15 protein-coding genes are annotated in these 18,261 nt (G+C 55.5%); 3 read left to right on the top strand and 12 right to left on the bottom strand.

All coding sequences use genetic code 11. The annotated features are described in order from the left end of the window. The first annotated feature begins 55 nt into the window (after positions 1–55). A complete protein-coding gene (locus DNI29_RS03305) occupies positions 56–2,542 on the top strand; it encodes a TonB-dependent receptor (protein WP_110976633.1) in 2,487 nt (828 codons plus the stop codon). A gap of 172 nt (positions 2,543–2,714) precedes the next feature. Here the strand turns inward: DNI29_RS03305 and DNI29_RS03300 are convergent, their stop codons facing one another. The 12 genes from DNI29_RS03300 to DNI29_RS03245 form a co-directional block, all read right to left on the bottom strand. Then, positions 2,715–3,458, bottom strand: coding sequence for a shikimate dehydrogenase family protein (locus DNI29_RS03300; protein ID WP_110976632.1), 744 nt, complete (start codon positions 3,456–3,458; stop codon positions 2,715–2,717). Between the two features lie 93 nt (positions 3,459–3,551). Further along, complete coding sequence (locus DNI29_RS03295; protein WP_110976631.1) at positions 3,552–4,205, bottom strand: DedA family protein; 654 nt, start codon at positions 4,203–4,205, stop codon at positions 3,552–3,554. Between the two features lie 80 nt (positions 4,206–4,285). Continuing rightward, positions 4,286–4,954: a spermidine synthase gene (locus DNI29_RS03290; protein WP_110976630.1), complete on the bottom strand. Its 669-nt coding sequence runs from the start codon at positions 4,952–4,954 to the stop codon at positions 4,286–4,288. Positions 4,955–5,022: 68 nt separating this feature from the next. Next, positions 5,023–5,937, bottom strand: a complete 915-nt coding sequence (locus DNI29_RS03285; RefSeq protein WP_110976629.1) for a TraB/GumN family protein — start codon at positions 5,935–5,937, stop codon at positions 5,023–5,025. Between the two features lie 188 nt (positions 5,938–6,125). Continuing rightward, complete coding sequence (locus DNI29_RS03280) at positions 6,126–7,463, bottom strand: PQQ-dependent sugar dehydrogenase (RefSeq protein ID WP_110976628.1); 1,338 nt, start codon at positions 7,461–7,463, stop codon at positions 6,126–6,128. 83 nt (positions 7,464–7,546) lie between these two features. Next, positions 7,547–8,506: a TraB/GumN family protein gene (locus tag DNI29_RS03275; RefSeq protein WP_110976627.1), complete on the bottom strand. Its 960-nt coding sequence runs from the start codon at positions 8,504–8,506 to the stop codon at positions 7,547–7,549. Positions 8,507–8,571: 65 nt separating this feature from the next. Beyond that, positions 8,572–9,405 carry a phosphosulfolactate synthase gene (locus DNI29_RS03270; RefSeq protein ID WP_110976626.1) on the bottom strand — a complete coding sequence of 278 codons (834 nt, stop codon included), beginning with the start codon at positions 9,403–9,405 and terminating at the stop codon, positions 8,572–8,574. A 171-nt stretch (positions 9,406–9,576) separates the two neighbouring features. Next, positions 9,577–10,974, bottom strand: a complete 1,398-nt coding sequence (locus DNI29_RS03265; protein ID WP_110976625.1) for a tetratricopeptide repeat protein — start codon at positions 10,972–10,974, stop codon at positions 9,577–9,579. A gap of 177 nt (positions 10,975–11,151) precedes the next feature. Next, positions 11,152–12,168 (bottom strand): NAD-dependent epimerase/dehydratase family protein, encoded by a 1,017-nt coding sequence (locus DNI29_RS03260; protein ID WP_110976624.1) that lies wholly within the window; start codon positions 12,166–12,168, stop codon positions 11,152–11,154. 36 nt (positions 12,169–12,204) lie between these two features. Next, positions 12,205–12,969, bottom strand: a complete 765-nt coding sequence (locus DNI29_RS03255; protein WP_110976623.1) for a tyrosine-protein phosphatase — start codon at positions 12,967–12,969, stop codon at positions 12,205–12,207. Between the two features lie 17 nt (positions 12,970–12,986). Next, positions 12,987–15,437: a polysaccharide biosynthesis tyrosine autokinase gene (locus DNI29_RS03250; protein WP_110976622.1), complete on the bottom strand. Its 2,451-nt coding sequence runs from the start codon at positions 15,435–15,437 to the stop codon at positions 12,987–12,989. A 63-nt stretch (positions 15,438–15,500) separates the two neighbouring features. Further along, complete coding sequence (locus DNI29_RS03245) at positions 15,501–16,442, bottom strand: polysaccharide biosynthesis/export family protein (RefSeq protein ID WP_110976621.1); 942 nt, start codon at positions 16,440–16,442, stop codon at positions 15,501–15,503. A gap of 257 nt (positions 16,443–16,699) precedes the next feature. On the opposite strand from DNI29_RS03245, the gene DNI29_RS03240 reads away from it, so the two are divergent. Both DNI29_RS03240 and rpsU read left to right on the top strand, forming a co-directional pair. Beyond that, a complete protein-coding gene (locus DNI29_RS03240; RefSeq protein ID WP_110977277.1) occupies positions 16,700–17,839 on the top strand; it encodes an acyl-CoA dehydrogenase in 1,140 nt (379 codons plus the stop codon). 160 nt (positions 17,840–17,999) lie between these two features. Continuing rightward, positions 18,000–18,200 carry a 30S ribosomal protein S21 gene (gene rpsU / locus DNI29_RS03235; RefSeq protein ID WP_110976620.1) on the top strand — a complete coding sequence of 67 codons (201 nt, stop codon included), beginning with the start codon at positions 18,000–18,002 and terminating at the stop codon, positions 18,198–18,200. The last annotated feature ends 61 nt before the right edge of the window (positions 18,201–18,261 follow it).

The raw sequence follows: 18,261 nt of genomic DNA, 5'->3' as shown, positions 1-18,261 counted from the left end.
CCCGCGTCTATCATCCGGCTCCCGGCTGCTTTATCTACCTCCTTTCTATATCTGCATGAAGCATACACCTACCCTGCTGTTGCTGGCCGTTTTGGCAGCGCCTGCGGTTCAGGCGCAAACTACTTCTCCTACCCCTGCAACCAGTACAACGAAAGGCCCCGGCCGCTTGACCGGCCGCGTAGTAGATGCCGCCACCCAAAAGCCGGTAGAATACGCCACTGTGGCCCTGCTGCCGGCCAGCGGGGCTACCCCTCTTACCGGGGCTACCTGTGACGCGCAAGGCCGGTTTGAGCTGCAAGACCTGCCTACAGGCTCCTTCCGGCTGCAAATCAGCTTTGTAGGCTACACCACGCAACTGAAACCCGTGACGGTAACAGAGCAGCCCGCCGACCTAGGCGCGCTACCCCTGCCGGCTGCTACTCAGAATTTGGGTGAAGTGAAGGTAACCGGCGAGCGGCCGGTAATAGAAACCAAGCCCGACCGCCTCGTCTACAACGCCGACCAGGACGCTACCAACGCCGGTGGCACGGCTGCCGACATCCTGCGCAAAACACCCATGGTGAACCTCGATGCCGAGGGCAACCCGCAGCTGCGTGGCACTGGCAACGTGCGCATCCTCATCAACAACAAGCCCTCCTCCATGCTCGCGGGCAATTTGGCGGAAGCACTAAAGCAGATTCCAGCCGACCAGATCAAGGCCATTGAGGTAGTGACGGCCCCATCGGCGCGCTATGATGCGGAGGGCTCAGGTGGGGTTATCAATATTGTGTTGAAGAAAAACAGCTTGCAAGGCGTAAACGGGAGCGTAGGAGCCAATACTGGCAACCGCAACCAGGGCCTGAACGGGAGCCTGAACGCGCGGCGCGGCAAAGTAGGCGTGAACACTAAGCTCAGTGGCTTTCACAACGTGTACCCGTACAAGAGCAGCAATGAGCGCACCGATTTCCTGCCGGGCGGCGCTACGGGCCAGCTTACCGAGCGCACTACCTCCCGCAACGTGGGTAATGGCGGCTACGGTCAGGTAGAGCTTACCTACGACCCTTCAGCCCTGCACAGCTTCACGTTCAGCGGCAACGGCAACCTCTACAGCAGCCGCTCGCCCCAGGACTTTTTCAATCAGTACCGCGGTCAGCCCCAGCTCGACACCCTTTACACCCGCGACATTACCCGGCGCGGAGAAAACCGCAACTACGACCTGAACGCCGGCTACACCCGCACCTTCGGGGAAAGCCAACCCCGACGGGAGTGGGCCGTGCTGGCCCAGCACACCCGCAACCGCTCCGACGAAAGCTACCGCCTCGACCAGTACGGGGCCGCCGAGCTACAGGGCGGCCCGCTGGAATACCGGGAGCAAAGCCTCAACCTGGCTCGCAACCTCGAAACTACCGTCCAGACCGACTATACGCACCCGTTCGGGGAGAAGAACACGCTGGAAACGGGGGCCAAGATGATTCGGCGCCACGTAACCAGCGACTACTCCCTGGACACCCTGCTGACGGACCGGCACGACGGGTTTGTGCGAAATCCGCGCCGCTCCAATGCCTTCGACTATCAGCAGAATGTGCTGGCGGCTTATGGCACTTACAATTTTGCCTGGGGCAAGAAGCACACGTTCAGCCTGGGCACCCGCCTGGAGCGCACAGACATTGCCGGCGAGTTTCAGGGCGAAAACGGTCGTTTCTCGAATGACTACCTTAATGTGCTGCCCAACCTGAGCGCCACCCGCACGCTTAAAAAAGAGGGCCAGACGTTGCGTTTCAGCTACTCGCGGCGCATTCAGCGCCCGCACATTTACTACCTCAACCCCTACGTAAACCAGGTTACGCCCAACAGCATTCAGTTTGGCAACCCCAACCTGCGCCCCGAGGTAACGGACAGCTACGAGTTAAGCTACGGCACGTACGGCGAGAAAAGCTCCCTGAACCTCTCGGCCTACGCCCGGCGCACGGGCAATTCCATTGAGCAGTTCTACCGCTACAATGAGGAGCTGGCCCGCTCCGAAACCACCTTCGGTAACTTGGCTACCAACACTACCTACGGCCTAAACTTTTACGGCTCCCTGAAGCCTACCAAAGACTGGAACGTGAGCAGCAACATCAGCACCGACTACACGCAGCTGCGTAGCACGGCCCTGAACCGCACCAGCCGCCGGGCCTCGATGTTCATGAACCTGAACTCCTCGTTGAAGTTCAAAACCCATTACACCCTGCAGGGCTACGGCGGTTTCTGGACGGGCGGCGTGCAGCTCCAGACGCGCTACTCCGGGGGCCTATATTACGGCTTGGGCCTGAAACGCATGCTCCTGCAGGAAAAGGCCGACCTGACGCTGAGCGCCAACAACTTTCTTTCGCCCGGCCGTGAATTCCGCAACACTACCGTTACCGACCAGTTTCGCAGTGTTGGGAGCTTCTATCAGTACCAGCGCTCCGTGCGCTTGTCCTTCAACTACCGCTTCGGCAAGGTAGACAGCAGCGGCCAGCGCCAGCGCCGCACCATTCGCAACGATGACTCTAAACAAGGCAGCAGCAACACGGGAGGGTAGCAGTAAGGTGGTGAAATTGTGTGTTTGTGAGCTAAAAGAATAGCTGGCCTCCTGAGCGGGAGCGAAGGACCTCTGCCGGGGGTAATTACTACCTCCACTCAAGCGGTAAAGGTCCTTCGCTCCCGCTCAGGAGGCCAGAAAATCAAACTCACCACTTCATCATCTCACTGTTTCACTGATTCCAGATTTTCCAGGCGGCTTCGGCTTGGAGGCAGAGCATTTCGAAGCCGTTTTTGGTTTGAGCCCCGGCGGCAGCGCCACGCTTCATGAACTCGGTTTCGGCAGGGTTGTAGATGAGGTCGTAGAGGTAGTGCTGGGGCGTTAGGGCCTCGTACGAGATAGGCGGGCACTCCTCAATGTTGGGCGCGGTGCCGAGCGGAGTTGTATTAATGATGAGTTGGTGCTCTTGCAGCAGGTGCGGTGTCAGGTCCTGGTAGGTAAGGCCAGAGCCTAAGGGGTTGCGCGACACGACCCAGTAGCCAATGCCCAGCTCGCGCAAGGCCACCTCTACAGCCTTAGAAGCGCCACCACTACCCAAAATCAGGGCCCGGGCGTCGGGGAGGCCGCCTTTGGGCAGAAACGTACGCAACGAGTCGCGGAAGCCCAGGTAGTCGGTGTTATGGCCAATCAGTTGCCCATCTTCCCGAAACTCAATTACGTTGATGGCTCCTACCCGCGCGGCCGAGGGTGCTACCTCGTGCAGGAAAGGCCATACTTGCTCTTTATAAGGAATCGTCACGTTCAGACCTTTCAGACCGGGGTGCTGGGTGAGCAGGGCCGGCAGCTCGTCCATAGAAGCCAGCTCAAACAATTCGTAATGATGATCCGTGAGGCCCAGATTGTCGAATTTCTGGGAGAAATACGTTTGAGAGAAAGAGTGGCGGAGCGAGCGGCCAAGCAATCCGAATTCAGGCATAACCGAGAGTATTTTCCTTGATAACAGCAAAAACCCGTTCTGCCTCTAAGCGGCCGAACGGGTTTTTGTTTCATATACGAACCAGGGGTAGGCTTAAGCAACCGGGCGGCTGGTCCGCCGCCCTTTCAGGAACTCAAACACGGCCGGCAGCACCGACAGCACGATAATGACCAGCACTACCAAGGAGAAGTTTTTCTGCACAATAGGCAGCTGCCCGAAGAAATAGCCTGCTCCCGTGAGCAGTACCACCCACAGCACGGCACCTACCAGATTGTACGACAAAAACTTGGTGTAGCTCATGGTGCCTACGCCCGCCACAAACGGCGCAAACGTGCGGATAATGGGAATAAATCGGGCCAGAATAATGGTTTTGGCGCCGTGTTTCTGGTAAAAGGCCTGGGTTTTCTCGAGGTGTTCCCGCTTCAGAAACCGTGAGTTTTCGCGGAACACCCGCGGCCCCAAATAATCACCGATGTGGTAGTTGAGCGTATCGCCGAGCACGGCAGCCAAAATCAGCAGCCCCATCATGGCCCACACATTGAGCGGCGAGCCGGGCAAAGCAGCCAGCGAGCCAGCCGCGAATAGCAGCGAGTCGCCGGGCAGGAAAGGCAGCACTACTACCCCCGTTTCCACGAAAATGATGAGGAAGAGAATGGCGTAGGTCCAGGCGCCGTAGTCCTGAATAATCTCGGCCAGGTGCTTATCGAGGTGGAGAATAAAGTCGATGAGATGCTTCAGGATTTCCATAGAGCCGGGGTTGAGCCTGCAAAGAAAGCACTTGCTCGTCAAAACCCTACCCCTGTTGCGGCCAGCAAAGCCCTTTGGGCTCAGTCTGGCTTCCGCAGAATAAGCAGGCGGTTGAATTCCTCTACTTCCACGTCTTTCACCAGAAACCCTACTTCCGCCAGATATTCATGAATTTCCAGTCTCTCCACCCACACCGGCGTGCTGATTAGGGTATTGAACACTACAAAGCCGCCTGGCCGCAGCAAGCGCCACAGTTGCTGCCAGAAGTCGGCTGTGTACAAGCCAGCTGGCAGGTCCAGGTCAATAAACAAATCCACTACAATCAGCCCGAACCCGGCCGCCGGAGCCGTGGCAACCCACGCAAAGGCATCGGCACACGCAATGTGCAACGTGGCATCAGGCTGGATGTTGAACTCTTCCGCCGCTACCCGGATAACCACCGGGTCCAGCTCCACGGCCGTAATGGGACCGGGCGCCTGGTACTCGTGGCGAAGCATGTGCACCACGGAACCGCCACCCAGGCCCAGCACCAGAATAGCGCCGGCCGTGGTGGGCTCCGTGAACAGCAGCCCGTAGCGCATTACTTTGTGCAAAGGGCCGTAGGAGTAATTGGCGTGCGCCGAGTTCAGCACCTTGCGGCCTTCCTGCCAGGTAACCTCCAGCACCCCACTATGTACAGATTTTATGCGGCGCGAACGGGGAACCGCCTGGTTCAGCCAACGACGCAGGGTAGCCAAAAGCCTTTTCATACCCGGCAAACATAGCAGCTTCCATCAATTACAAAACCCGGAAAGCCGCAGCCCCACCTCTGGCGCGCCTACCGCAAAACCGGGCGCACTTGGTAGCCTTGTTGCCGTAGCAGCTGGAGCAAGCCGTTGGGGCCGCCGAGGTGAGCGGCTCCTACCGCAAAAAATGTGGGCTCCAAGGCTGCCTGCCGGGTAATGGCCCCTACCCAACGCTGGTTCCGGTCGTCGAGCAGAAGCTTATCGTAGCCAGGGAAGGAGAAGGCGCTTTTGGCTGTCACGGTGCGCAGGGCTTCAATGTCCTGCGCTTTGTAGAGTGCCACCAGTTGCTCAAACTCCTGCCGAACTTCATTTTCTTGCTTTACCAAATTGGCCAGCAAACGGCTTTGCACCGTGTAAGGAATTTTATCGAAGAAGCCCATTTGCTCCTGCGCCGTTTCCAGGCCGGTTATTTCCTTGTGCTGCTCTTGGGCCATCTTCACTAGCACACTTTCGTAGCTGATGGGGTTGCAGCCAACTAGGTTGGAGTACAGCAGGGAGCTGACCAGAAAAGGCTTCAGCATCCCAACCTGCGCAATCGGAATATCGGCTTTCGTTTTCAGGTAGTGCCGTACGCGGGCGTAGTCACGGGCTTTCAGCAGCTTGTTTAGGGTCTGGCCGTTGCGCATCTTCATACTCGCCTGCATTTCCTGCCGAATGGTGGGGCTGTCCATATCCAGCTCCATTACTACCTGCCGGGAGCTGCTGAAGGCCCGCCGGGCCGCTTCGGAAAGGCGCACGTCCTGGGCGCACATCAGGTGAATGGTACCGAAAAGGTAAGATGGCTGCCGTAGCCCCTGGCCCGAAATCTTCCACAACAACGCCGCGGAGTTTGCCAGCGCGGCGGGGGTAGCCACTGCAGGAGCCGGGCTAGGTGAAGGGTTTGCCCATCCGCTCACTGACGCGAGCAGCAGGGCGCTGATCAGGACAAGGGTTCGGAGTAGCGGCATGGGTAGGCGGCGTTGAAGAGGCCGTTCTGTTATTCGGCGAAATCCGCTGGGCGTTGCGTTCGGCCCTCACTTTTTCAAGGCCGGCTCTGCTATCCTCAACACAAAACCCGCGCCTCGGTCCGGAAGCGCGGGTTTTAGTAGGTTGAAGCCGTATTCGACGACTTTGGAATAGGACGGGGCCTGAACGTTTATTGGGCCGCTACGCGCCAGAGCGTATCGGCTGCATCGTCGGCTACCAGCAAGGAGCCATCGGGTAGGTAGGTAATACCCACGGGGCGACCGTACACTTCTTTCTCAGCGGCATTGGCAATGAAACCCGTCAGGAAATCCTGCATGGGCCCACTGGGCTTGCCATCTTTAAAAGGCACGAATACCACTTTGTAGCCCGAAAACTCCGAGCGGTTCCAGGAGCCGTGCTGCCCGATAAAGGCGCCGTTGCGGTACTGGGCCGGGAAGGCGTCGCCTTTGTAGAAAGCCAAGCCCAATGAAGCCGTGTGCGCGCCCAGCGGTACTTCGGGCACCACCGTTTTCTTTACCAGATCGGGCCGCTCGCCCTTACGGCGCGGGTCTTCGTGCTGGCCGAAATAAGCGTAAGGCCAGCCGTAGAAAGCGCCTTGCTTCACGCTGGTCAGGTAGTCGGGTACTAGTTCGTCGCCTAGCTCGTCCCGCTCGTTTACGGCCGTCCAGAGGGTTTTGGTGCCAGGGGCCCAGTCGAGGCCCACGGGGTTGCGCAGGCCGGCGGCATATACTTTCTCGCCCGAGCCATCGGGGTTTATTTCCAGCACGTTGGCCCGGCGCTCTTCTTCCTTAATACCGTGCTCCGCCACGTTCGACGATGAGCCTACCGACACATAAATCTTGGAGCCATCGGGGCCGCCCAGCAGATTGCGGGTCCAGTGGTTGTTGTAGCCACCGGCCGGCAGATCCATGATTTTCTGGCCCTGACCCGCAATTTTGGTTTGGCCCACCTGATAGGGGTAGCGCCACACGCCATTGGTGTTGGCCACGTAGAAATACTTATCCAGTACCAGCATGCCAAAGGGCTGGTTCAGGCCGGCCAGAAATGTTTCGCGCAGCTCGGGCTTACCGTCCTTGTTGGCATCGCGGAGCAGGGTAATACGGTTGGCGCTGGTGGCCCGCAACGACCGGGACGGGTCCAGATCAAGCGCCGCTACTACCTTCTTCTTGGGGTTCTGGGGGATGGTGTTCGACTCAGCCACCAGCACGTCGCCATTGGGCAGCACGTAGGTATTGCGCGGGCTTTCGAAACCATCGGCGTACTTGGTTACCACAAAACCAGCTGGCGCGGTGGGCATTTTGCCCTGGGGCCACCCAATTACTTTGCTGCGCTTGGTTTTTGACTCCGAGGCGTAGGGCTCAGGCAGGTTTACGGCCGTGGTAGGGGTAGCAACCGTATCGGCAGGAGTAGTGGCGGCCGCTTCGGCTTTTTCCTGTTTCGAGGGCCCGCCGCAGGCCGCCAGCAACGTGAGCAGACTCAGGGCAGAGCCCGAAAGATTCCGATTCATCTCAGTAAGAATAGAAGACAACAAAAGCCCGACCTAATACAGTCGGGCTTTTCTCTTACTGAATTGGAGCCGTTGGGGTTGAGCTACCGGACGGGGGTAGGCGCCTGAGCCGCCGGTGCCTTCGAGAGCAATACGGGTTCTAGCTGGTAACCTTGCTGCCGCAGGAGTTGCAGCACCCCCGTGCGGCCGCCCAAGTGCCCGGCTCCTACCGCAAAAAACGTGGGCTTGGTTTGCATCATGGTTTTCATCTGCGGAATCCAGTTCTGGTTGCGCTTTTCCAGGTCAGCCACTTCGCTTTGGTCGGGGTTGTACTGGGGGTTGTTGATGAAGCGGTAGAGGGCATCCACGTTCTGGGCCTGGTACACGCTCACCATCTGCTGCATCAGGGGTGCGTAGGTGTCGTACTGCTGAATAGCTTTTACCAGTGCCTCCATTTGCCGGGGGTAGGAAATGCTGTCCAGCGAAGCCATTTGCTGCTGTACCGTTTCTAACCCCAGCAGTTCCTTGTGTTGCTGCTGGGCCAACTGCACTAGTTGCTCTTCGTAGCTCACCGGGGCACACGGCAGCAACGTGCTGTACACGTACGACTCCACAAAGGCGGGCTTCATCAGTATAAACGGCAGAATGGGCTGGTGCAGCCGGAACTTGAAAAACTTGCGCACCACCCGGTAGTCGCGCTGCCGCCTAACGCGACGTAGGCTGTTGGGCCAGGGCAGCTGCACGGCCCCGCGCATCTGCTTGGTGAAACCGGGCGCATCCATGTCTAACTCCAGCACCAACTGCTGGGTTTCCTGAAAGGCGGCCGTCAGTTCAGTAGGCATAGCCGCATCTTCGGGGCACAGCATGTGCATGGTCCCGAACACGTAGGAAGCGCCGGTAACGCCGGGCCCGGAAACCCGCCATAACAGCGTGCTGGCAGCATTGTAAGTGGTTGTATCGGTAGGTGCCGACTGTGCCCGCACAGGCTCGGCCAATAACATCGCGCTACCTACCATTAGCCATGCCCCGCAAGCCACCACCCGCCGTACTACATTCCTCAACATAACCCGATAGACAAGAAAAAGGCCGCACCAGGGGCGCAGCCTTTTTATAGGATAGAAAAAACCGTTTAGCCGCGTGGCATAGAGGTGCCGGGCTTACCAGCTACCTTAGGCTCGGGCTTGAACATCTCATCCACGTTGTCCATGTCCAGGAAGTCGGTGAACGTGTCGCCGCGCAGACCCAGGCGGATAGTCTCGAGGCTGATGATTTCATTGGGCGCGATGTTGCCCAGGTTTACGTTGGCCCCGAGCAGCTTGATAAACCACACCTGCTGAGCCTTTTGGGGTGCTTCCCAGATGATTTTCTCGAAGGGAATCTGGGTCAGAATTTCTTCTACTAGCCCCGAGCGCACCTCGCCGGTGCTCCGGAACAGGCCTACGTTGCCAGCCTCGCGTGCCTCACCAATGACCTTTACGGCGCCGGCTTCCAGCTCCGTTTTCATCTGCGAAATCCACTTGTAGGGCGGAATGATCTTTTCCGCATCCTTAGAGCCTACCTCTGACAGCACCTTCACATCCTGGCTCAGGGTCCGGATAAACTCCAGCTTCTTGTCGTGGTTCAGGTCAATGGAGCCGTCTGACACCTCAGCGTACTCCATCCCGAACGTATCCAGCAATCGGCGATAATCGTCGAACTGGTTGCGGATGATAAAGGCCTCAAACAGCGTTCCGCCGAAATACACCGGAATGCCCGCCTCCTTGTACACCTCCAGCTTGCGCTTCAGGTTGGGATTCACGTAGGAGGTAGCCCAGCCCAGCTTTACAATGTCCGTATAGGTGGCCCCTACTTCCAGAAAGTCTTCTACTTCGCGTACGCTCAGGCCTTTATCCATTACCATGGTGAAGCCTTGTTCGCGCGGTTTCTGGGTGCGTTCGGGGAGTTGGTTAAGCGTGTAATTCATTCTGTAGGGTCTTAAAGACGGAAAGTCTGGGGGACGGAGAACTAAATACGCCGACTACACTTCGCCGACGCCGGGGCCAAAAGTACGCCCGAATTCTGTAACCGCTTAACAAGCAAAAGGGCCCTACCCCCAATACAGCAGGCAAGGCCCTTCTTCTTGTTAATGCTTTTCTTATTTCCGGTACTGGTCAATCAGCCGGGCTAGGGCCTTCTGCGACTCCAGCTCCGGGAAGTAATCGAACAGTAGGCGGTGCTTATCAAAATCAAGCACCAAGGCGTTTTCCAGGCACTGATATGCTTCGCGGTAACGGCCGCCTGCTAGCAAATAGGCGCAGAGGCGGTAGTGCAGCTCGGCCTCCAGGGGCTGAATTTCCACGGCGTTGCGCATCAGGTCAATGGCCCCGTCGAAGTTGCCTTGCTCATACAGAATGATGCTCCAATTCAGCCAGGCGTCCTTATGGTCGGGGGCTACCTCCACGGCTTTCTCATAGGCTTCGATAGACGACACCACGTTGCCAATCTGGTATTCAGCTGCCGCCAGCGCCATCCAGTACTCCACGCTTTCCTCATAGAGGCTCACGGCCTTGCGGAAGAAGTGAATAGCCTCGAAGTACTTTTCCTGCACATTCATCACAATGCCAATGCCAAACCAAGCCTCATCCATCTCCGGATCAAGGTCGATGGAGCGTTGGTAGAAGCGACGGGCCAGGTCCCACTCAGCCAGTTTCTCGTGGCACTCGCCAATGTTGCAGAGGGCCTCGGGGGTAGGCTGGCCTTCGGGGTAGCTCAGCTCAAACTCGCTGATGGCCGCCCGGTAGCGCTCCTGGCTCACGTACACGCTGGCCAGAAAGCCGTGCGCCTCATGAAACTTACCATCAATCAGGATGGCGTACTCGAAAGCACTGATAGCATCATCAAGCTTGCCGGCCCGGTAGTAGGCTTGCCCCAGGTTGTACCATGCCACCGCTGAGTAAGGGTCTTCATCGGTGAAGCGCCGGAAGAACTCCAGGTTTTTCTCCAGCCGCTCACTTACTTCCAGGCAATACAGCAGTTCCTGCACCGCCACATCGTTGTCGGGGTTCAGGCGTAGGCTTTGCTTGTAGAATTTGGCAGCACTCTTGAACTTCTGCCAGCTTTGGTAGGCCAGGCCCAGGTTGAAGTAGATATCGTCGCGGTCCTGGGCGCGCTCAGCAGCCTGATGAAAGAATGCCACCGCTTCGGCAAACTCCCCTTTCTGGGTAGCAATGATGCCGCGCGTTACGGCTACATCGGGGTTATCGGGGTCGAGTTGAGCTACGTCTTCAATCTGGGTGCTGGCCGCGGCATATTCACCCTTCATAGCCAATACCTGCGAACGGTCAATGAGTAGTTCGGTACTGAAAGGGTAGAGCGCAATAGCCGCCTCGCAGGCCTGCAAGGCTTTGTCGTACTGTGTATTAGTAGTATAATGGTCGATGATGTTTTCGAAATCGGCCAGGTCAAAAAACACGGGCTCGTTCTGGGCTACCATGTGCTCAAACCGACGCACAGTAGCCAGCACTTCATCCCGGTCCTCAAAGTTCTCGTTCATTCTCATACTGCTACAATCGACACGCAGCCGCCAAAAAGGCAGACTTCGTGGGGTAAATAAGGCTTCTCTTATGATGAAAAACCTCTTGCCCTGAATATACAACAACCGCACCGGAGCCTGGCAGGTTCAGCGCAGATTTACGTTTTAACCTGCGGTAGCGCTTACTACCTGAAATAGTCAGAAGCTGGTTTGCAAGTGACCGACGGACGTTGCTTGCCGCAGGCCCGCGCAGCACCAAACAATGGTTTCCGACAGCGGCCGGAGCCGCATGTTCAGGGCTTGCTCTACCTTCCGGGTCCGGTACTCGGTGGCACGGCGGCCGGCGCGGGCCGTGTCCTTGGTGATAAGCGGGCGGGCTCCCGTCAGGATGGAGCGCACATGCTCTAGGCGCCAGATGGTTTCGGCTGCCCAATCAGGCACCGCCACCGTGGGTGGGCGCTTTCCGAAGCAAGTGGCTGCCTGGGTTAAGAACTCGCGCAGAGGTAGGGAGCCGCCGTTCAGCACGTACCGCTCGCCACTGTACTTCGTGTCAAGGGTCAAGCTCAGCAGTGCGTCTACTACGTCGCGCACATCTACCAAGTTGATGTTGCCGGGGGTATAGAACAGATGCTCATTATAAGCATACCGAAACAGGCGGGTACTGCTCCGGTCCCAATCGGCCGGCCCCAGAATTACGGATGGATTTACAATAACCGCCCGTAAGCCTTCCGAGATACCGCGCCATACTTCCAGTTCGCCCAGATACTTGGAGGTAGCATATGCGTTATGGTGAGCACCCAAATCCCACTTGCTGTTTTCATCTAGTACCACTGGGCCGACAGTTTCCGCCTGTTCAGGTGCTGCACCGCCCAGCGCCGCTACCGACGACACAAATCCTAGCCGAATACCAGGCCGCTCCAAGCAGGCATCTACTAGGTTAGCAGCTCCTTCCACATTGATCTGCAAAAGCAATTCCTCATCCTGAGGAGCGTAAGAAACTAACCCTGCGCAATGGAATACGTGAGTCACGCCTTCCAACGCGGCCCGTAGCCCTAACCCATCCCGAATGTCGCCTTCCACCCATTCCACTTGTTCGGCGCGGCTGATACTAGGTGGCTGTTCCCGGTATAAGGCTCGCACAGGCAGCCCTCGTTGCAGCAGCGCTGCAATCAGAAAGCTTCCTACCAGGCCACTGCCACCGGTAACAAAAATCATGGATGCGAGGGTAAGTCGTGTATCGGTATGTCCGAGTTAGAGCGTGGAATTCAATAGCGGCAGTTCCAGCAGCTTCGGCAGGTAGTCGCTGCGCAGTACTTTGCTACGGATGCTTTCCAAGTGCTTTACATTGTGCGCATCCGTACCCACCAGATCTACCATGCCGTTATCAACTAACTTTTCGGCCACCCGTTTCGCTCCTGAAGAGTAGTAGCCTACCAGTGAGTTTAAGTTTACTTGTAGAAGTACTCCTGTTTCCCTAATCCGAATCAGTTCTTCAAACCGGCCGTAGAGGTAGGTGTACCGCTCGGGATGGGCTAGCACAGGCTGGTAGCCAGCGGCCTGCATGTTGAATACGGTTTCCGAAAAGTTGAAGGGCTCATTTATATAGGAGGTCTCAAACAGAACATAGCGCCGCTCGCCGCCAAAGCTCAGCAGCGGCTCTTTCTGTTCTATCTTTTGACCCAGCCATTCGTCAAGGTAATACTCGGCGGCGCAATCAAGCTCCACGCTACCCAGACCGGCCTGAGCTGCCGCCGTGCGCAGCACATCCAGAGTTTTACGAATCCCCTCGGGCGTGTTCCGGTAAAAGTCGCCCATGATGTGGGGCGTCATCACCAGTTTGCGGTAGCCCAGTTCCTGCAGTTGCCTCAACAGCACCAACGACTGCTCCAGCGTTTCGGCGCCATCGTCAAGACCCGGAAGCAAGTGGGAGTGCATGTCTGTGCCCAGCGACGCAAGGGTAGCTAATGCTTCCCGTTCAGTTGCTTTAGGCCCGAACAACTTCTGAAAAAACGACATAGCCGGCAAATACGGAACTAAGACCTGCGGAATCGGCTTAGCAGCCCCCGCTTAGTAGTGGGCTCCTCATAATAACCTTGTCCGTAGCCATAACCGTAGCCATAACCATAGCCGTAGCCATACCCGCCACCATTTTGCGCGTCATTTAGGATGGTGCTCAGCTTCGTGAAGCCGTTCACCCGGATCAGCTTATTGATATTCTTCAAGAAAGCTTTCTTGGAATAATTGCTACGGACGATGTAAATCGGCACATCAGCTTTGCGCATAATAAGAATACCATCCGTCACCAGCCCTACCGGTGGGGTGTCAATCATCACCACGTCGTAGTGCTCGTGTAGGTTCTGAATCAGCTCGTCGAAACGGGGACTTAGGATTAGCTCGGAAGGATTGGGAGGAGTAGGACCGGCAGATATAAAGTCAAGAGTAGGAATGTTTGTGTGCTGGATGCATTCCTGCCAGCCATGCTTATCAATCAGAATGGTACTTACTCCTTTCACGTTCTCAGCGTTAAATGCCAAGTTGACCTTGGGCTTACGCATGTCCAGATCTAGGATAACTACCCGTTGATCAGAAGCAGCTATAATACCGGCTAGATTCACCGTCACGAAGGTTTTACCCTCTCCGCTGATAGTAGAGGTTATCGAAATCAGGCGTTTCTTCTTAGAAGAAGCAATAAACTCCAAGTTGGTCCGGATGGAGCGAATAGCCTCTGATAAAGCTGATTTGGGGTTTTTATCAACTACCAGTTTTGAAACGGCCATCTTTTCCTTGTCGTAAGTTGGAATGATACCTAGCACCGACGCCGAAGTAGCTCGCTCTAATTCACGTATGTTGGTTACAGTATTATGCATCAGGTAGCGAACAGCAATCAGGCCCAGTCCCAACACAATGCCTACCGCCAGCCCAACGGCATACACCATAGCTTTAACGGGTGAGATTGGTGCTGAAGGGAGTGTAGCCGGAGATAGAATTTGAAAATCGGCAGTGGTACCAGCCATGGAGATACCAAACTCGATTTTCTTATCCATCATGTTCAGGTTATACTTTTCGTATAGCTCCAATGGGCGCTGTAGGCGGGCCTGCTCTGTTGCCTTCTCAGGTAGTTCCCGTAAGCGGCCTTCTAGTTGGGCTCGCTTCCCATCCAGCAATATAATTTGGCGCCGGATCAGTTGCTGGTTACGCGCCAGCAGCTCCCTGATTATCCTCTTGGTATTGACTATTTCTAATTCCTTAGTCTGCAGGGCAGTGGTGGCACCTGGCTGATAGGATAATTCGGCACGCTTCAGGTCCAGCTGCAAATCACTCAACTCCACGATACGTTGAGCAAGCTGCTGATCCTTCATTTCGCTTAGCGCCGGTATGGCTTGAAAAACGTCCCCGTCCTCGCGCTCGGTCAGGCGGCGCTGACTAAGCAGCCGGCTCAGTTCGTCCATCACGTTGATCTGCTCCTGCAGCTTTTCCCGCTCTTCTTCCATCTCCACCAGCGATGTCGTAATAACGCCCACGTCGGCCTTGATGTCGTAGGTACCGTTGCGCTTCACAAACGCCTGCATTTCCTCCTCGGCCTGCTGCAGATCTTTGCGGTTTTCTCCTAATTGCTCGTTTATATAGCGGGTAGCGCGGGCCGCCTGCTCTTGCTTACGCAGGAGCTTTTCAACCATGTAAGCGGAATCTACCTTATTAACAATATCACGGGCCTTTAGTGGATTATGATCTGTAAAGGAAATGCCGATAATGTTGGCGTCTGCATTTCCAATTTCTACCAGCATATTCTCGCTTAGGTAGGCGTTCAGGCTCGCTTCATCATTGATAATGAAGTGGTATTCTGTCTCTAGGCTTTCAGCCGAATAGAGGGTAGTTGGATATATTCGGATAGTGAATCCCAGTACTTGTAACGCTTGACCAAACGAGTATTCCCCACCCTGTTCCTGGTTGTTCTGTTCATACTGAATTCGCACCTTGTTGTTGGGCAGAAGCTGCACGCTAACCTTGGTATTGTAGACAGCGTTGGGTGAAGCGGTATATTCAATGCGGAATGGAGAAGCCCGATACAGTTCGTTTTCCAGCACAGTACCCTTGGCGTAATAGTTTACTGCTAGGTTCAACGAGTCCTTCAAGCGGCGGTAGATGATATCGGATTTGATAACCTCCACTTCACCGGAGAGCTTATTGATGCTTTGCTGCTTTTCTACAGCTCCCCCTATTCCTTCTAGCCCGAGCACGCCGGCTTCCGTCTTCTCATCAATTTTGATAGATGACGACGATTTGTATAGTGGGGGGGTGTAGCGAAGAAATAGCCACGAAGCGGTCAGGCCCAAAAGAATAAGCAAAAGCATCCAAGGGAGGCTTTTGCGAACTACCATCAGCAGCGTAGTTAAATCAAGTCCGCCACCCTCCTCGTCGTCCTCGACCTCGCCGCCCGCATTACGAATTAGATCTTCCAGTTCAGCCTCTTCTTTCGCCGCCATGTAGTAATGAGTAATGAAACTATTCTTCAGGTAATACCTGAAAGAAACGCCGCGTGCTTGTGCTTATCTTGAAATGGCAATAATGAGGGTAGCTATACCCGAAAGACCGCCGAGAAATGAAAACAGAGGTGTCGCGTCAGCCAGAGCTTCATAGAAAGGCCGGCGAATTGGCTCCACGTAGATAATATCATTCGGCTCAACCTGCAGATTAGCCCTGCGCATCCCATCAATAGTTGTCAGATCAATTATTTGGACTTGGGGGTTCTTCAGGTCGCCTCTGATCAGGCGGATATTATCCGCCCGCCCAGCTTGGCCATTACCAGCAGTAGGGCCAACAAAGCCACCAGATATGCCTCCTACTTGCGCCAGCACTTCCAGTAGGTTCATATTATCGTCAAACATTTGCACTACGCGGGCACCGCCTGCAGTAGCACCTAACACGATAATTCGGTTGTTAGTGACACGGGTAGTCACAAATACATCTTTATAGAACGTAGTATATTTCACCTGCAGCATGCTGTCAGCCTCCAACAAAGTCAAGCCCGCTATTTTGACGTACTCAATCATGGGAAGCTTAACTATCCCATCGTGCTGCACCAGAAACTCACTGCTACCCTGCTGACCATTTCCAAAGCGCTGCTGTCCGCCCTGTTGGCCGCCCCGTTGAATTCCGCCGCTAGTGCCCTGGCGGGAAAATCCCCCACCACCTGTATTATTTCCTCCAGGTGAGCCAAAGAACAGTTCCCCGTTAGGGTCCAGTATTCGCTCCCCCTTGTTCGTATACACCCGAACGTCGAGGTAGTCGTTAGGTTGGATGATATAATTGCGTTCTGCCCGGTTCACTACATCACGCAGACGGGCTGTGTCCAGACGGCCGGCCCCATCGGTGCGGAATAGGATATTTTGCTGCCGCACCCGGGAGGTAGTACAGGACAAAGTGAGCACTACCAGAGGCAGACACAGCAGCCAAAGACGCAGTATGGAACGAGAAACAGCTTGATTCATGCAGGCCGGAGCAACCGGGGTTAGAGTCAGGGTGGGTAGGGCGCCTTTTGACAGGACAGTATTTCCCTAAAAAACCTTCAAAGAAACCGAATTAGTGCCCCCTTTCAAAATTCCGTGATTCAGGCCTTAATCCTACACTGGCTTGTGCGCCAGTAAAATCCTACTTTCGCGGACCCAAAATCATGCCGGCTCAGTTCTTCTTACTCATTACTGGCTACTTGATCCTCAAACACTCCCACCACCCCCACCCCACTATTATGGAACTGGTCACTACCGAAAACCAGACGATGATTGCCCAGATGGTGCGCGACTTCGGCGCCCAATACATCAAGCCCCACATGATGCGCTGGGATGAAACGCAGGAATTTCCTAAAGAAGTATTTCATAAGCTGGGCGAGCTGGGCCTGATGGGCGTGCTCGTGCCCCAGGAGTACGGCGGAGCCGGCTTCGGTTATGTTGAGTACGTAACGGCTATTGCGGAGCTGGCCAAAATTGATGGCAGCATTGGGCTGAGCATGGCGGCTCACAACTCGCTTTGCACCGGGCACATCCTGCAGCACGCATCAGAGGAACAGAAGCATAAGTATCTTCCAAAGCTGGCTTCTGGCGAGTGGATTGGAGCCTGGGGCCTAACGGAGCCGAACACTGGCTCTGACGCTGGCAACATGCGTACTACGGCCATTTTGGATGGCGACGACTATGTGCTCAATGGGGCCAAAAACTTTATTACGCACGGCAAAAGTGGCAACGTAGCCGTAGTTATTGCCCGCACTGGTGAAGTAGGCGACTCCCGCGGCATGACGGCTTTTATCGTTGAGCGGGGTACTCCTGGTTTTGAGGCTGGCCGTAAGGAGGACAAGCTGGGCATGCGCGCTTCGGAAACGACCGAACTTATCTTCACGGACTGCCGCGTACCTAAGGAAAATGTAATTGGACAGGTAGGCGACGGTTTTGTACAAGCGCTAAAGGTGCTCGATGGTGGCCGCATTAGCATTGCAGCCCTAAGCCTCGGTATTGCCCAAGGTGCCTACGAAGCTGCCCTGCAGTATTCTAAGGAGCGCCAACAGTTCAACCAGCCCATCAGCAACTTCCAAGGCATCAGCTTCAAGCTGGCCGATATGGCTACTGAAATTGAAGCCGCTTCGCTACTCACCTACCGGGCTGCTGACATGAAAGACCGCGGGCTGAACGTAAACCTGGAGTCGGCTATGGCTAAGCTGTATGCCTCGGAGGTATCGGTGCGCGTAGCCAATGAGGGCGTGCAAATTTTTGGAGGCTACGGCTACACCAAAGATTACCCCGCTGAGAAATACTACCGCGACGCAAAGCTTTGCACCATCGGCGAGGGTACTTCCGAAATTCAGAAGCTGGTAATTGCCCGCGCACTGCTCAAGTAGGTTGTGACCTTTTAGTTGGGTAGGAAATAAAGCGTATGGATTCTGATAGTTGAGCAAACCGGCTACGACAACAAAATCTGGCTAAAGCGCTTTTAATCTTCCAACTCTGTACTTATCTTTGCGGCCCCTCCAAGTTCGGGTTTCTAAGTTCACTGAAGATATGATCATCGTCCAAATCAAAGAAAACGAGTCGGTTGACCGTGCGCTGAAGCGCTTCAAAAAGAAATTTGAGCGCACGGGCGTTCTGAAAGAACTGCGTCGTCGCACCTTCTTCCAGAAGCCTTCCATCACCAACCGCAAGCAGAAGCAGAAGGCCATCTACAAGCTGGCTACCTACGGTCCCGACGCAAACAACGCGTAAGGCTGTTCCCTGCTTAAGCCAGGACGAAAAAACCGGCTGATTTGCTTTCAACGAGCAAGTC

Source organism: Hymenobacter sediminis (assembly GCF_003231285.1).
Classification (GTDB): domain Bacteria; phylum Bacteroidota; class Bacteroidia; order Cytophagales; family Hymenobacteraceae; genus Hymenobacter; species Hymenobacter sediminis.
The sequence above is the reverse complement of the archived record's forward strand: the minus strand, read 5'-3'. Positions and strand labels throughout refer to the sequence as shown.

What these genes read in the sequence shown, in the direction of transcription:
- DNI29_RS03280 (WP_110976628.1), bottom strand. Translation starts at nt 7,463, where the DNA reads ATGAATCGGAATCTTTCGGGCTCTGCCCTGAGTCTGCTCACGTTGCTG.
- DNI29_RS03290 (WP_110976630.1), bottom strand. Translation starts at nt 4,954, where the DNA reads ATGAAAAGGCTTTTGGCTACCCTGCGTCGTTGGCTGAACCAGGCGGTT.
- DNI29_RS03255 (WP_110976623.1), bottom strand. Translation starts at nt 12,969, where the DNA reads ATGTCGTTTTTTCAGAAGTTGTTCGGGCCTAAAGCAACTGAACGGGAA.
- DNI29_RS03295 (WP_110976631.1), bottom strand. Translation starts at nt 4,205, where the DNA reads ATGGAAATCCTGAAGCATCTCATCGACTTTATTCTCCACCTCGATAAG.
- DNI29_RS03260 (WP_110976624.1), bottom strand. Translation starts at nt 12,168, where the DNA reads ATGATTTTTGTTACCGGTGGCAGTGGCCTGGTAGGAAGCTTTCTGATT.
- DNI29_RS03245 (WP_110976621.1), bottom strand. Translation starts at nt 16,442, where the DNA reads ATGAATCAAGCTGTTTCTCGTTCCATACTGCGTCTTTGGCTGCTGTGT.
- rpsU (WP_110976620.1), top strand. Translation starts at nt 18,000, where the DNA reads ATGATCATCGTCCAAATCAAAGAAAACGAGTCGGTTGACCGTGCGCTG.
- DNI29_RS03305 (WP_110976633.1), top strand. Translation starts at nt 56, where the DNA reads ATGAAGCATACACCTACCCTGCTGTTGCTGGCCGTTTTGGCAGCGCCT.
- DNI29_RS03275 (WP_110976627.1), bottom strand. Translation starts at nt 8,506, where the DNA reads ATGTTGAGGAATGTAGTACGGCGGGTGGTGGCTTGCGGGGCATGGCTA.
- DNI29_RS03265 (WP_110976625.1), bottom strand. Translation starts at nt 10,974, where the DNA reads ATGAACGAGAACTTTGAGGACCGGGATGAAGTGCTGGCTACTGTGCGT.
- DNI29_RS03270 (WP_110976626.1), bottom strand. Translation starts at nt 9,405, where the DNA reads ATGAATTACACGCTTAACCAACTCCCCGAACGCACCCAGAAACCGCGC.
- DNI29_RS03300 (WP_110976632.1), bottom strand. Translation starts at nt 3,458, where the DNA reads ATGCCTGAATTCGGATTGCTTGGCCGCTCGCTCCGCCACTCTTTCTCT.
- DNI29_RS03285 (WP_110976629.1), bottom strand. Translation starts at nt 5,937, where the DNA reads ATGCCGCTACTCCGAACCCTTGTCCTGATCAGCGCCCTGCTGCTCGCG.
- DNI29_RS03250 (WP_110976622.1), bottom strand. Translation starts at nt 15,437, where the DNA reads ATGGCGGCGAAAGAAGAGGCTGAACTGGAAGATCTAATTCGTAATGCG.
- DNI29_RS03240 (WP_110977277.1), top strand. Translation starts at nt 16,700, where the DNA reads ATGGAACTGGTCACTACCGAAAACCAGACGATGATTGCCCAGATGGTG.